Here is a 13,549-nt window from a genome sequence, read left to right as displayed (position 1 = left end):
GAGGCGACATGAGCCATCGCGCGTCGGTGGAGGCATCACGCGGCTCGGCCCCGGGGTGGTGTCGATGGCGATCGAGCCCGTCCACGCCCCGGCCAGACAACGCCAGAGCTATTCACATAGGCCGAACAGCCCAGGCAGTACGACGCCCGGTTCCGCACAGAAGCGCCGGGTGGTGCCGGCTGGTAGGGCGGCTTCGTGCTCCCCGACTCGCAGACGGATGTGTGGGTTGGCCGCGCACGGCTCGGCGGTGACGGTGAGGGTGGTCTCGTCGAGGGTGATGTGGAGGCGTTGGCCGCGGTGCTGGACGCGGAAGCGCATGGCGGGCAGCCCGGCCGGTAGTGCGGGGTCCAGGACAACGGTGGGGCCCTGGGTGTGTAGGCCGGCGAAGGACCGGATGAGGATGTCGATGGTGCCGGCCATGGCGCCCAGGTGGATGCCCTCTTGGGTGGTGCCGCCCTGGGTGTCGTCCAGGTCCGCGGCCAGGGCCTCGCGGAAGGTGGCCCACCCGCGGGCGGGGTCCAGGCGGGCCAGGACCGAGGCGTGCACGACTCGGCTGAGGGTGGAGCCGTGCGCGGTGCGCGCGAGGTAGTAGTCCACGGTCCGGGCCAGCGTCTGGCGGGTGGTGGGGTAGCCGAGGCGCTCGAGCATGTTCAGCAGCCCGTCGGGTCCCAGGAGGTAGATGAGCATGAGGACGTCGGCCTGTTTGGCGAGCTTGTACCGGTTGGTGGCGTCGCCTTCGGCCTCCAGGATCAGGTCCAGTCGCCCGATGTTGCCGTAGGTGCGCCGGTAGTGGTCCCAGTCCAGCTCGGCGAGGTCGTCATAGCCGGCGAACTGGGCGATGAGGCCCTCGCGGAGGAACGGCACGGCCAGGCGCCGGCTGAGGTGCTCCCAGGCGGTGGGCTCCTCGGGGGCGATGTCGAGGCGGGCGTGCAGGTCGTCGCACTCGTGTCCGGCCACGGCCTGGAGGACGTCCAGTGCCCGCTGGCATACCCATGCGGCCAGGACGTTGGTGTAGGCGTTGTCGATCAGGCCCTGGCCGGGTGCGTCGGGGTAGCCGTCGTGGTACTCATCGGGTCCCATCACGCCGCTGATGTGGAAGCGGTCGGTGCTGGGGTCGTGCGTGGCCAGGGCGGTGAAGAGCCGCGCGACCTCGATGATCAGGTCCGCCCCGCGCCGGGCGAGCCAGGTGAGGTCGCCGGTGGCCTGGTAGTACTCCCAGGCGTTGTAGGCGATGGCGAGGCCGACGTGGCGCTGGCGGTGGGAGTTGTCGGGCATCCACCGTCCGGAGCGGGTGTTGAACAGCATGTCGGGGGTTTCCTCCCGCCCGTCGCTGCCGGACTGCCAGGGGAACATCGCCCCGGGCAGGCCCGCCTGTGTGGCGGCGCGGCGGGCGGCGTCCAGGCGCCGCCAGCGGTAGTCCAGCAGTCCGCGGTTGACCTGTGGCAGGTGGGTGGTGAGCACCGGCAGGACGAACAGCTCGTCCCAGAACACGTGCCCGCGGTAGCCCTCTCCGTGCAGGCCGCGGGCGGGCACGCCGGCGTCCAGCTCGGCGGTGTGGGTGGACAGGGTCTGGAGCAGGTGGAAGACGTGCAGGTTGAGCACGAGGCGGGTCTGGGTGTCGGCTGTCAGGTCTATCCCGAAGCGGTCCCACAGCCGCTCCCACGCCGCCACGTGCCCGGCGAGGAGGCCCTCGAAGCTTCGCGGGGCGGCGGCCAGCTCGCCGAGGGCCGCCAGCCGGGGCGAGGCGATCGCCGGGTCCTTGGACGTGTACACGGCGGCAACCTTGTCGATGGTGACCGGTTCACCGTCTGTGACCGGCACGTGGAGCACCAGGGAGTGCAGCTCCTTGTCGGACTCGACGTCAGCGTCCGGGGTGGCTCCGTTGACGCTGGTGCGGGTTGCCGTGGCGATGCGGACCTGGCTCTGGACGGTCTCCACCTCCACCAGAAGCGTGCCCGGCCGTGTCTCTTCGGCGTCGGTGGTGCGCAAATGACGGTCGGCCAGCGCGGCGTACTCGGCGACGTTGGCGTTGACCACCCCGGCGTCGATGCCGGAACGCACCCACAGGATCCCGCTCCAGCCGTCGGGGACCACGGTCGTCTCCAGCGCCGCCAGGTGCGGGCGGGTCATGGAGACCAGCCGCCGCTGCCGCAGCCGCAGCCGCCGCCCGGCCGGGTCGGTGAGCACGGCGGTGCGGGTGAGCACACCGCGGCGCAGGTCCAGCTCACGTCGCTCCCCGGACACGGTGAGGCCGCCGGCGGACCACCACGACTGCGCGTCCTCCGCGCCGAGGTCGAGGACCAGCCAGTTGGGGGCGTTGACCAGGTGCTCGTCCTCCATCTGGCGACCATGGACCGCCGAGAGGAGCCGGTTGTAGACACCGGTCAGGTAGGTGCCGGGATAGTGCACCCCGTCGGCGGCACGCTCCGGTGCCGCGCCCCGGGTGCCGAGATACCCGTTGCCCAGGGTGGTCAGCGCCTCACGGTGCCCCTCGTGGGCAGGGTCGAAGCCTTCGTAGACGAGCGTCCACGGGTCGGCGCGCAGCGCGCCCAGGTCGAGCTGGGCGACGTCCTGGACCACCAGGTGGGCCCCGGCGGCCTCCAGCTCGGCCCGCTGCCCGGCCCGGGCCACGCCCGCGACCAGGCCGAACCCGCCGGCGTGGGCCGCCTGGACACCGGCGACGGCGTCCTCCACCACCGCGACCCGGGCCGGGTCCACGCCCAGCTCGGCGGCTGCCGTGAGGAACATCGCCGGATCGGGCTTCCCGGGCAGGCCCAGCTCGGCGGCACGGGCCCCGTCCACGACCACGTCAAAGGCCCCCGACAGGCCAGCGGCCCCCAGCAGGGCGCCGGTGTTGCGGCTGGCGGTGACCAGCGCGATCGGCACCCCACCGGCGCGTAGCCGGTTGAGCAGGTCCACGGTGCCGGGAAAGGCCTTGATGCCGTGCCCGGTGAGCAGGTCGAGGTAGAGGTCGTTCTTCCGGGTGGCCAGCCCGTGCACCGTCCAGGCCCCGGCCGGGTCCTGCGGTGTTCCTGCGGGCAGGTCGATGCCGCGGGCGGTGAGGAAGGCGGCCACCCCGTCCGGGCGGGAGCGTCCGTCGACGTAGCGGCGGTAGTCGCTCACCTCGTCGAACGAGGCGTGGGCGCCCGGTCCGCCGATGCGTGGGTCGGTGAGCACCTCCGCGAAGAGCTGCCGCCACGCCTCGGCGTGCAGCGTGGCGGTGTCGGTCACCACACCGTCGAGGTCGAAGATCACCGCCTCCTGCGGGGGGACCGCCCCGGTGGGGGCCAGCGCCGCCGGGGACGGGCTGGGGTGGGTCGTCGCGTGCGTCACGGTTCTCCTTCGGTCGGCAAGACAGGTGCGGTGGCCATCTGGCGGCTGCGGGACGTGCCCGGCCCCGGGTCCTGGGCGGAGCCCCCGTCGGTTGGGCCAGTCGCCGGCGCTGGGGTGGTGGTCCGGCGTGGTGGCCGCAGGGTGATCCACATGGCGACCAGCACGGCGAGGAGCCCGGCGGCGGTCCACCCGCCCGGGCGCTCACCCAGCAGGACGGCGGCCAGCGCGATGCCCAGGACGGGGGTGAGGAAGGTCCAGGTGGTCAGGGTGTCCAGGCGGCTGCGGCGGGCCTCGGCGAACCACGCCACCGTGGTCGCCGCGGTGCCCACCAGCGCCAGGAACGCCAGCGACAGGACGAAGCGGGGGGTCCAGGCGATCACCGGCGCGCCCTCCACGGCCGCGGCGACGATCACCAGGGCCACCCCGCCGATGAGCAGGTGCCAGCCGGTGGCCGTGACCAGGTCCAGCCCGCGCAGGCGGCGGGAGAGCAGCGTGCCGGCGGTCACGGCCACCGCCGAGAGCAGCGACAGGATCGCGCCGCCGCCCCCGCCGCCGGGCACCGCGACCAGGACGAGCCCGGCGAAGCCGACGAGTAGGGCGGCAGCGGTCCGGGGGGAGAGAGCCTCGCCGTAGAGCCACCAGGCCGGCAGGAGGATCAGCAGCGGCTGGGCGTTGGCCAGCACCGCGGCGGTGCCCGTCGCGCCGCCGGCGACCCCGGCGAACATGGTGGCGAAGGCGAGGGTGACGTTGACCAGCCCGAGGACCGTGATGAGCCCCCAGCCGCGTGCGCCGCGGGGGGACGGGCGGTGCTGGATGGCTCCCAGGGCCAGCAGGGCAGCGCCGGCCACCAGGGCACGCAGCGCGGCGTACCACAGCAGCGGGGCGTCGCGCAGGCCCCACTGGATCACGACGAAGCACGCCCCCCAGGCCGCGGTGATCCACAGCATCCGCAACGGCTTGGGCCGCCGGGGCACCGCTCCGGCGGCCGAAGCGGCCGGAGCGGTGGTGTCGACAGGGACGTCCACGCCGACCCCGGTCAGCGGGTGCCGGCCGGCACCGGTGCGGTCGGCTCCGCAAGGGCACGCTGCGGTGCGCCCGGGGCCTGCTGCGCGGGCAGCCGGAGCCGCTTGAGCAGCAGGGCGTTGATCGTGACGATGACCGTGGAACCAGACATCGTCAGCGCCGCGATCTCCGGGCGCAGCATCAGACCGAAGGCGGGGTAGAACACCCCCGCCGCGATGGGCAGCGCGATGACGTTGTACCCGACCGCCCAGGCCAGGTTCTGGCGCTCCTTGCGCACCGTGCCCCGGCCGATGCGCAGCGCGACGGAGACGTCCAACGGATCGGAGCGCATCAGGACGATGTCCGCGGTCTCGATCGCCACGTCCGTCCCGGCCCCGATCGCGATGCCGATGTCTGCCTTGGCGAGGGCCGGGGCGTCGTTGACGCCGTCCCCGACCATCGCCACCGTCTTGCCCGCCTGCTGCAGCTCGGCGATCTTCTCCGCCTTGTCCCCGGGCAGGACCTCGGCGATGACCGTGTCGATGCCGAGCTGTTCGGCGATGCGCCGAGCGGTGGCCTCGTTGTCGCCGGTGAGCATGGCGACCTCGATCCCGGACTCGTGCAGGGCCGCGACGGCCGCGGCTGCCGTGTCCCGGGCCGCGTCGGCCAGCGCGATAACACCAACCCCGCGCCCGTCCACGGCGACCAGCACCGCGGTGCGCCCGGAGGCGGCCAGCTCGTCACGCCGCTGGGCCAGGTCGCCGAGCTCGACGTTCTCCCTGGCCATGAGGCGCAGGTTGCCCGCCAGGACCCGGCGGCCGTCCACCGTGGCCGTGGCGCCGTGCCCTGGAACGTTGAGGAACTCGCTCACGCTCAGCACCGGCACGCCGCGCGCAGCGGCGTGGTTGTCGATGGCCCGGGCCAGTGGGTGCTCGGACTCACGCTCGACGGCGGCGACCAGGGCCAGCATCTCCTCCTCGCTCATGCCGGCCGCGATGACGTCGGTGACCTCCGGTTCGCCCTTGGTCAGCGTGCCGGTCTTGTCCATCACCACCGTGTCGATCTTCGCCGTGCCCTCCAGGGCAGTGGCGTTCTTGAACAGCACGCCCCGCTGGGCGCCGAGGCCGGTGCCGACCATGATCGCCATCGGAGTGGCCAACCCCAGGGCGTCGGGGCAGGTGACGACCACGACGGTGATCGCGAACAGCATCGCCGTCGGCACACCGGCGCCGGCGAGCATCCACACGGTGAACGTCAGGGTGCCGCCGATGAGGGCGACGAACACCAGCCAGAACGCGGCCCGGTCGGCTAGGCGCTGACCGGGGGCCTTGGAGTTCTGTGCCTCTTGGACCATCTTGACGATCTGCGCCAGCGCGGTGTCCGCCCCGACTTTCGTCGCCCGGGCCCGCAAGGTGCCGGTGGTGTTGATCGACGCGCCGATCACCTCCGCGCCGGGTGCCTTCTCCACCGGCATGGACTCCCCGGTGACCATCGACTCATCGACCTCGGACTCACCCTCCTCCACGACCGCGTCGGTGGGGATCTTCGACCCGGGCCGCACTAGCAGCAGGTCACCGACGACGACCTCGGCGGTGGGCACCTCCATCGGTTGGCCGTCGCGGATCACGACGGCTTGGGAGGGGGCCAGCTGCAGCAGGGTGCGGACCGCGTCGTTCGCCCCACCTCGGGCCCGCATCTCCAGCCAGTGCCCTAGAAGCACGAAGGTGGTCAGCACGGTGACCGCCTCGTAGAAGACCTCACCGCCGCCGGTGAGGGTGACGACCAGGCTGTAGAGCCACCCCGCGCCCACGGCGACCGCCACCAGGACCATCATGTCCAGCGTCTTGGCTCGCAGTGCCCGGTAGGCGCCGTCGAAGAAGATCCACGCCGAGTAGAAGACCACCGGCAGCGACAGGATCAGGGTGAAGACGTCGTCGCGCAGCCCGAACGCCAGCGGCGGGTCCAGCCCCAGGACATCACGTCCGAGCGGGGACCAGATCGTGATGGGGATGGCCAGGATCAGGGCGACCAGGAACCGGTTGCGCATGTCGCGGGCCATGTCCTCCATCGATCCGCCGCCGTGGTGCCCGCCGTGGCCCATCACCGCCTGCGCGGAGCGGTCCACCTCCTCACCGTCGCCGTGGTCCGCGTGCCCGGCGTGCGCCTCGTGCCCGACGTGACTGCCGTGCTCGCCATGGCCCTCGTGGGCGTCGTGCCTGGCGTGCGCGTCGTGGGTGTCGCTGGGGGCCGGTTCGGCCATCGGGTGGCACATGTGGTCGGGCACGGACTGCCCGGCGCAGTGGTAGCCGCAGTCGTTGACCCAGCCCACCAGCTGGGCCACCGACGTGGTGTCCGGGTCGTAGGTGACGGTCGCGCTCTGGGAGGCGGCGCTGGCCTGGACGGCGAGCACGCCGGGGCGGCCGAGCAGCGTCTTCTCGATGACGGGCTCGGAGGTGGCCCAGTGCAGGCCACCGACCTCCAGGACCGTGGTGTGCGAGTTGGTCATGATCGCCTCTTTCCCGGCCGCACGGCCGTGATGGGATGTGCTGGGGAGCCCGGCACCGGCTGGTGTCAGTCGGCGGTCACGGGGACGGGGACGGGGTGGGGGAGGAACTCGCGGCGCATCCCCAGGACCTCGTCGGTCAGCGCGATCGACGTTGCACCGTCGGCGATGGTCTGTGTCAGGGCCCGGATCGCGTCGATGGTCTCGGGGATGACGATGGCCTCGTTGTTGACCTGGTAGGTCAGGTAGGCCTCGTCCCCCTCGACGGTCAGGACGTCTTCCCACACGGCGACCTCCCACATGTCACCGCGGGGCCGGCCCAGGTCGCCCATGAGCTCGACGGTGGTGTTCAGGGCGGTCAGGCCGTCGGCCATGCGGATGAACGCGATCCTGGGTGCGGCCCGCAGGGCCTCCAGGACCTCCTCCCGGCTGGCCTGGCGGGTCAGCTGCAGCGTCCAGAAGTGGTTGTGGGTCTGGGTGTGGGCGGCCTTGGCGGCCATGGTGACCACGTCCAGCTCCGGCAGGACGGTGCGGGCGTCGGGGCCCTGGTGGGAGGGGATGGAGCCCTCGGGGACCACGGTGTTCATGATCCCGCGCTGGTGGGACTGGGCCGGGTCGGTGGCCCGCCTGATCAGCACCCCACGCGCGCGGGCGAGCAGGCCGGCGTCGTGCAGGGCGCCGAGCACGCGCACGATGCTGGTGGTGTTGCAGGAGACCACCCGGGTGGTGTCCCGGCCGAGCGCGGTGGCGTAGTTTGCCTGGGCGACGAAGGAGTGCCCGGTGGTGGCGTGGGACTCCCCGCCTTGGAACACGGCCTTGACCCCGGCCGCGCGGTAGACCTCCAGGTTGGTGGCGGCGACCTTCTTGGGGGTGGTGTCCACCACGACATCGGCCTGGGCCAGCAGCTCAGCCAGGGTGCCGGCCACCGGTACCCCGGCCTGGACCATGGCGGCACCGGCCTCATCGGTGGCGGCAAAGACGGCGATGCCCCGCTCGGTCGCGGTGCGCACGCGCCAGTCGGTGGTCACGTCCGCCACCCCCACCAGGTCCATGTCGGGCATGGCCCGCACCGCGTCGGCCACTCGTTTACCGATCACGCCATATCCGTTGAGGGCTACCTGAACGTTCATCTCAGCTCTCCTTCGTTTCGTTGTTGTCATCAGTGCGTTCGATGGCCCCGTGGTCAGGACGCGCACTCGCTGCACACCGGCTGGCCGGCGTCGTGGTAGGCCAGCTGGCTGTGGTGGTGGACGAGGAAGCACCGGGCGCAGATGAACTCGTCCTGCTGTCGTGGCACTACCGCCACGGTCAGCTCCTCACCGGAGAGGTCCGCGCCGGGCAGCTCATACTGCTCGGCCAGCTCGGCCTCGTCGGTCTCCGCCTGGTGCGCCGGCGCTGCCGCGATCAGCCCGGTCAGGGGCGTCGTGTCGGGCGCCTCCTCCTCGCGGGGGCGTGGGGCGTCGTAGTCGATGGCCACGGGGTTTCCTCCTCCTTCAGCTGCGGACCAGGCGGGCGATGGCGTCGGAGGCTTCCTTGAGCTTGGCCTCCTGCTGGAGCTCGCCGGCTTGGGCGGCGTCGAGCAGGCAGTGGGCCATGTGCTCCTCGAGCAGCGCCAGGGCCACGCTCTGCAGTGCCCGGGAGGCGGCCGAGACCTGGGTGAGGATGTCGATGCAGTACTTCTCGTCCTCGACCATGCGGGCGATGCCGCGGACCTGGCCTTCAATGCGGCGCAGCCGGATGAGCAGGGCCTGTGTGTGCTGGTCGGTGGTCATCCTGATCGCCTCCCGGGATCTCCGTGGGCACCGGCGTGGTGCCGGCGCCCACGGGGTGTGTGGGTTAGGGAGCCACCGAGGTGGCGTATCGGGCCGGGTCTGCGCGGAATGTCTGCGCGCAGTGGGTGGAGCAGAAGTGGTAGGTCTGGCCCTCGTGCTCGGCGCTGTCGGCGGCGGATGCCGGGTCGATGCTCATCCCGCACACGGGGTCGGTGACCTGTTCAGGGCTGTGGGACATGGTGTTCTCCGTTCCTTGTTCGTCGTCGTGCCCGACCTCCACCACCGGGTCGGTGGCGGGGGCGTTGGTGACCTCGGGGACGGGCCGAGGGGTGAAGGCGCGCAGCCGGTTGGCGTTGGCGACCACGGACAGGGAGGACAGGGCCATCGCGGCCGCGGCGATCATCGGGCTGAGCATCAGGCCGAGCGCGGGGTAGAGCACCCCGGCGGCGATCGGGATCCCGATCGCGTTGTACATGAACGCGAAGACCAGGTTCTGGCGGATGTTGCGCATCGTGGCCCGGGACAGGTCCACCGCGGTGACCAGCCCGGACAGTGCCCCGGAGATCAGGGTGATGTCGGAGGACTCGATCGCGACGTCGGTGCCGGTGCCGATCGCCGAGCCGACGTCGGCTTGGGCCAGGGCCGGGGCGTCGTTGATGCCGTCACCGACCATGCCCACCACACGGCCCTCGCCCTGCAGGCGCTTGACCTCGGCGGCCTTGTGCTCGGGCATGACCTCGGCGACCACCCGGGTGATACCGACCTGGCGGGCGATGGCCGCGGCGGTGGCGCGGTTGTCCCCGGTCATCATCACCACGTCGATGCCGCGCTTCTGCAAGGCGGCGATGGCGGCCACCGACCCGTCCTTGAGTGTGTCGGCCACGCCGATCACCCCGGCGAAGCGCCCGTCGACGACGGCGAACATCGGGGTCTTGCCGTCCGCGGCCAGCCGGTCCGCGGCGTCGGTCTGCGGTTGCACCCCGACACTGCCCAGCAGGCGCCGGTTACCGACGAGGACCTCGCGGCCGTCGACCAGGGCACGCACGCCCTGCCCGGTGACCGAGTCGAACGCGGTCACTTCGGGAAGCTGCAGGCCGCGGTCCTGGGCGCCGGCGACGATGGCGCTGGCCAGCGGGTGCTCGGAGGAGCGTTCCACGGCCGCGACGAGGGTGAGCAGCTCGATGTCGGTGAAGCCCTCGGCGGGCAGCACGTCGGTCAGGGCCGGGGCGCCCTTGGTGATCGTGCCGGTCTTGTCCAGCACGACCGTGTCGAGCTTGTGCGCGGTCTCCAGCGCCTCGGCCGACCGGATGAGGATGCCGGCGGTGGCGCCCTTGCCGGTGCCCACGGTGATGGACAGCGGTGTGGCCAGCCCGAGCGCGCAGGGGCAGGCGATGATGAGCACGGAGACCGCGGCGACCAGGGCGAAGATGAGTGCCGGTGGGGGACCCACGAGGGCCCAGACCACGAACGCCCAGATCGCGATGACGATCACCGCGGGCACGAAGTAGCTGGAGACCTTGTCCACCATGCGCTGGATTGGGGCCTTGGAGCCCTGCGCCTGGCGCACGAGGGTGATGATCTGGGCCAGCATCGTGTCCGCACCGACCTTGGTGGCGGTGTACCGGAAGGAACCGGTCTGGTTGATGGTGGCGCCGATGACCTCATCGCCGGGGGACTTGGTCACCGGGATCGGTTCGCCGGTGACCATCGACTCATCCACCGTGGAGGTGCCCTCCACCACCTGCCCGTCCACCGGCAGCTTCTCCCCGGGGCGGACCACGACCACGTCACCGGCGCCGACCTCGTCGATGGGGATCTCCAGCTCCTGCCCGGCGCGCACCACCCGGGCGGTGCGCGGCTGCAGGCCGATCAAGGTCCGGATCGCTTCACCGGTGCCGGCCTTGGCCTTGGTCTCCAACAGCCGGCCCAGCAGGATGAGGGTGATGATGACCCCGACGGCCTCGTAGTAGACCTGCCGGGTCTCCACGGGGAGCAGCCCGGGGGCGAACGTGACGACCAGGCTGTAGCCGTAGGCGGCGATCGTGCCGAGGGTGATCAGGGAGTTCATGTCCGCGGTGCGGTGGGACAGGGCCAGCCACCCGGTCTTGTGGATGGGCCAGCCGGTGTAGAACATCACCGGGGTGATCAGTGCCAGCTGCACCCAGGGGTTCATCAGGAAGTCCGGGACCCACGCAGCGGAGAAGAACTCCACCGCCATCACCGCCAGCACCACCGGCAGGCTCAACGCGGCCCCCAGCAGCACCCGCCGGCGCAGGTCGGTGATCTCTGCGGCCCTCTCCCGCTCCTCGGCGTCCTCCTCCGGTGCCACCGGCGGTGAAACCGTCACCGGTGGCGGGGAGTCCTGACCGGTGGAACCGGTGTGCGTGCCCGTGTCGGTGCCGGGTGAGTCACCGACCTCGAGGGCGCCGTGCAGCATCCCCATCCCGCAGGTGAACTCATACCGCCCTTCGGGAAGGGCCGCAACGTCCAGGACAGTGCTGCCGAAGGCCGGCACCGCCACGTCCACGTCGAGGGCCGGGATGGTGAATCGCTCAGAGCACGCCCCGTTCTCCTGCCGGACCAGGACCAGCTGTGCCGGTACACCGGGGGCCAGCCGGAGGACCTGGGGGTGGTAGCCGCCGCGAATCCTCACCTCGGCCACCTGCACACCGTCCACCAGCTCCCCGTGCCCGAGCTCGCTTGCCGGCGCACCGTGGTGGTCATGAGCGGAGGGCCGCTCGGCCACGGCAACCGCCGTGCCTACGCCGGCGGCTTCAGTCCCCGGCTCACCGACGACCCGCACCCTGCCCTGGAGCATGTTCATCGCGCACGCGAAGCCGTACTCCCCGGCGGAGGTGGGAGTGAACTCCACCGCGGTGACGGTGTTGGCCGGCAGGCTCTGGTTGATCTTGAAGTCCGGGAACATCACCCGGGAGGAGCAGTCCCCGCTTTCCTGCCGGTCGAACAGCAACCGCACCGGCATCCCGGCTTGGACCTCGATGAGGTCGGGGCTGTAGCCGCCCCTGACGGTGACCGTCACTTCCTGCACGCCGTCGGCGACGTCGGCGCGGCGGGACTTCTTCGGGCCGAAGAAGTACCACATCAAGAACGCGGTCAGTACGACACCGCCGGCTATCACTGACCAGTCAAGCACACTCATGACTCACACCTCCGTAGATGCTGCTGACTCGGCAGCCGGGGCGGACAGGGAGAACCCGGCGTCCTCGACCGCGGCACGGACGACCTGCGGCGGGAGAGCGGGGCTGGCGGTGAGCGCCAGACGCGACTCACCATCCCTGACCAGATCGACCGCGACGGTCCGCAAACCGGCCAGGTGGCGCACCCGCTCCAGCAGCCGAGCCAGGCACACCTCGCAGGTCAGCCCCCACACCCGATACACCTTCGTCTTCACAGTCCCGCTCCTTCCATACCCATGCCGGGTATCGGTACTACCAAACCACCGACATGTGTCCATACCGCCGCAGAGATGATGAAGAATCCATGAAGACCGATGGTGCGGCGGCTGGGAACGGGGGAGCGGTACACCAGGCCACGGCCAGATCCCCACTGTTTGAGGTCTCCCAGCTAGGCGACACTCCTGCGCTTCGCTATCGGAAGCGTGCGCTCACTGCCTTAAGCAAACCTTCATCCAACGGCGCACGCCTTCTTCGTGAACGTTGGTCATCGTGGTGTGAAAGACGCCGCCGGCTGACCTGGCGATGCGTCACACGAGGATTGGGGAGAGCGTGCGTCCGGTGTTGTTCACGATCCTCGGGATCGATGTTCAAAGTTACGGAGTGAGCAAGGCGGCCGCTGCCCTGGTTGCTGCGTGGCTGCTGGGTCGGGCCTTCGAACGGCGGGGCTTGAAGAAGGATTCCGCCCACGCGCTGGTGCTGTGGGCCACGGTCTGGGGGTTCGTCGGCGCGAAGGTCTACTACTTGCTCGAGCAGTACCCCGCCATCACCGTGCACGACCTGGGTGGGATGGGCTTCACCTGGTACGGAGGCCTGGTGGGGGGCGTCATTGCGGCCCTGGTCGTCATCAGGCGCCACCGGCTGCCGGTCGACGTCGTCGCTGGGGCAGTCGCCGTACCCCTGACGGTGGCCTACGGCATCGGACGGCTGGGCTGCTTCGTCAGTGGTGATGGGACCTACGGGCGTCCCACCGATCTGCCGTGGGGGATGGCCTTCCCCTCGGGCGTGGTCGCCACCGATGTGCCCGTCCATCCCACCCCGCTGTATGAGGCGATCCTCGCAGCGGTTATCGCCGCAGTCCTGGTGGTACTTGTCCGGCGGTGGGCGCCATTGGCCGTCTTCGGGGCGTATCTGGGCCTCTCGGGCCTGTCGCGTTTCCTGGTGGAGTTCCTGCGGATCAACGATCCGGTGGTCCTTGGCCTGACCCAACCCCAGCTGTGGGCGCTGCTCAGCATCGCCGTCGGCGTCGTCCTGATCGTTCGCAGCGGCACTCAGCAACGGTCTGTGGTCCACGTGGCCCTCGAGCCGGGCGTGCCTGAACCCGTCAGGTGATCGGCTCGGGAAAGGGAGGACTCGTCATGGACATCGACGTTTGGATACTGCTTCTCACGATCTGCCTAGTCTTCATTACCCTTGGCGTGTGGGCCATCAGGGCTCTCTTTCCCGGCGTCGAGGCACGGGACGAGACTCGATCGGCCCCAAAGTTGGTAGAGCAGACAGCTGCCAAGGAGACCACGCCGTCAGGCTGAGCGGGGCTGCGGCCGGTGCGCCGCGTCGACGGGCAGCTCGACGGTGAAGACAGCGCCGTGGCCTGGGCCGGCGCTGGTCGCGGTCACGGTCCCGCCGTGGGCGTGGACGATGGAGTGGACGATGGCGAGCCCGATCCCTGACCCGCCGTGGGCGCGGTCCCGGGCGGCGTCGGCGCGGTAGAAGCGCTCGAAGAGGTGCGGCAGGTGCTCGGCGGC

Annotated in this window: 11 protein-coding genes; 2 read left to right on the top strand and 9 right to left on the bottom strand. The window is 71.0% G+C overall.

Annotated elements, in window-relative coordinates:
• Positions 1-108 precede the first annotated feature (108 nt).
• The 8 genes from VR894_RS18100 to VR894_RS18065 all read right to left on the bottom strand — a co-directional run bounded on the left by VR894_RS18100 (position 109) and on the right by VR894_RS18065 (position 12,022).
• On the bottom strand, positions 109-3,333 hold the full coding sequence (locus VR894_RS18100; protein WP_324653807.1) for a beta-phosphoglucomutase family hydrolase: 3,225 nt from the start codon (positions 3,331-3,333) through the stop codon (positions 109-111).
• Positions 3,330-4,358 carry a DMT family transporter gene (locus tag VR894_RS18095; RefSeq protein ID WP_324653806.1) on the bottom strand — a complete coding sequence of 343 codons (1,029 nt, stop codon included), beginning with the start codon at positions 4,356-4,358 and terminating at the stop codon, positions 3,330-3,332. Before VR894_RS18095 ends, VR894_RS18100 begins: the two co-directional genes overlap by 4 nt.
• Before the next feature lie 11 nt (positions 4,359-4,369).
• On the bottom strand, positions 4,370-6,841 hold the full coding sequence (locus tag VR894_RS18090; RefSeq protein ID WP_324653804.1) for a heavy metal translocating P-type ATPase: 2,472 nt from the start codon (positions 6,839-6,841) through the stop codon (positions 4,370-4,372).
• Positions 6,842-6,906: 65 nt separating this feature from the next.
• On the bottom strand, positions 6,907-7,968 hold the full coding sequence (locus VR894_RS18085) for a type II glyceraldehyde-3-phosphate dehydrogenase (RefSeq protein ID WP_324653803.1): 1,062 nt from the start codon (positions 7,966-7,968) through the stop codon (positions 6,907-6,909).
• Positions 7,969-8,021: 53 nt separating this feature from the next.
• Positions 8,022-8,315, bottom strand: coding sequence for a DUF4193 domain-containing protein (locus VR894_RS18080; protein ID WP_324653801.1), 294 nt, complete (start codon positions 8,313-8,315; stop codon positions 8,022-8,024).
• A 16-nt stretch (positions 8,316-8,331) separates the two neighbouring features.
• Complete coding sequence (locus VR894_RS18075; RefSeq protein WP_324653799.1) at positions 8,332-8,610, bottom strand: metal-sensitive transcriptional regulator; 279 nt, start codon at positions 8,608-8,610, stop codon at positions 8,332-8,334.
• A gap of 64 nt (positions 8,611-8,674) precedes the next feature.
• The gene (locus tag VR894_RS18070) at positions 8,675-11,770 is read right to left on the bottom strand and encodes a heavy metal translocating P-type ATPase (protein ID WP_324653798.1); all 3,096 of its coding nucleotides are present in this window, start codon (positions 11,768-11,770) and stop codon (positions 8,675-8,677) included.
• Positions 11,771-11,773: 3 nt separating this feature from the next.
• Positions 11,774-12,022 carry a heavy metal-associated domain-containing protein gene (locus VR894_RS18065; protein WP_324653797.1) on the bottom strand — a complete coding sequence of 83 codons (249 nt, stop codon included), beginning with the start codon at positions 12,020-12,022 and terminating at the stop codon, positions 11,774-11,776.
• Positions 12,023-12,365: 343 nt separating this feature from the next.
• On the opposite strand from VR894_RS18065, the gene VR894_RS18060 reads away from it, so the two are divergent.
• Positions 12,366-13,136 (top strand): prolipoprotein diacylglyceryl transferase, encoded by a 771-nt coding sequence (locus VR894_RS18060; RefSeq protein WP_324653796.1) that lies wholly within the window; start codon positions 12,366-12,368, stop codon positions 13,134-13,136.
• Between the two features lie 26 nt (positions 13,137-13,162).
• The gene (locus VR894_RS18055; protein ID WP_324653795.1) at positions 13,163-13,333 is read left to right on the top strand and encodes a hypothetical protein; all 171 of its coding nucleotides are present in this window, start codon (positions 13,163-13,165) and stop codon (positions 13,331-13,333) included.
• Here the strand turns inward: VR894_RS18055 and VR894_RS18050 are convergent.
• Positions 13,325-13,549, bottom strand: a 225-nt coding sequence (locus VR894_RS18050; RefSeq protein WP_324653793.1) for an ATP-binding protein, incomplete at its 5' end; no start/stop codon positions are given. The two genes, VR894_RS18055 and VR894_RS18050, sit on opposite strands and share 9 nt — an antisense overlap.

It is taken from the genome of Georgenia sp. H159 (assembly GCF_035607575.1).
GTDB lineage: Bacteria > Actinomycetota > Actinomycetes > Actinomycetales > Actinomycetaceae > Oceanitalea.
Note: the sequence above shows the minus strand (reverse complement) of the source record. Positions and strands in the feature narration are given on the sequence as shown.

Bases quoted from the DNA above. Each gene is read 5' to 3' on its own strand.
- VR894_RS18090 (WP_324653804.1), bottom strand. From the start codon at position 6,841: ATGACCAACTCGCACACCACGGTCCTGGAGGTCGGTGGCCTGCACTGG.
- VR894_RS18085 (WP_324653803.1), bottom strand. From the start codon at position 7,968: ATGAACGTTCAGGTAGCCCTCAACGGATATGGCGTGATCGGTAAACGA.
- VR894_RS18055 (WP_324653795.1), top strand. From the start codon at position 13,163: ATGGACATCGACGTTTGGATACTGCTTCTCACGATCTGCCTAGTCTTC.
- VR894_RS18070 (WP_324653798.1), bottom strand. From the start codon at position 11,770: ATGAGTGTGCTTGACTGGTCAGTGATAGCCGGCGGTGTCGTACTGACC.
- VR894_RS18075 (WP_324653799.1), bottom strand. From the start codon at position 8,610: ATGACCACCGACCAGCACACACAGGCCCTGCTCATCCGGCTGCGCCGC.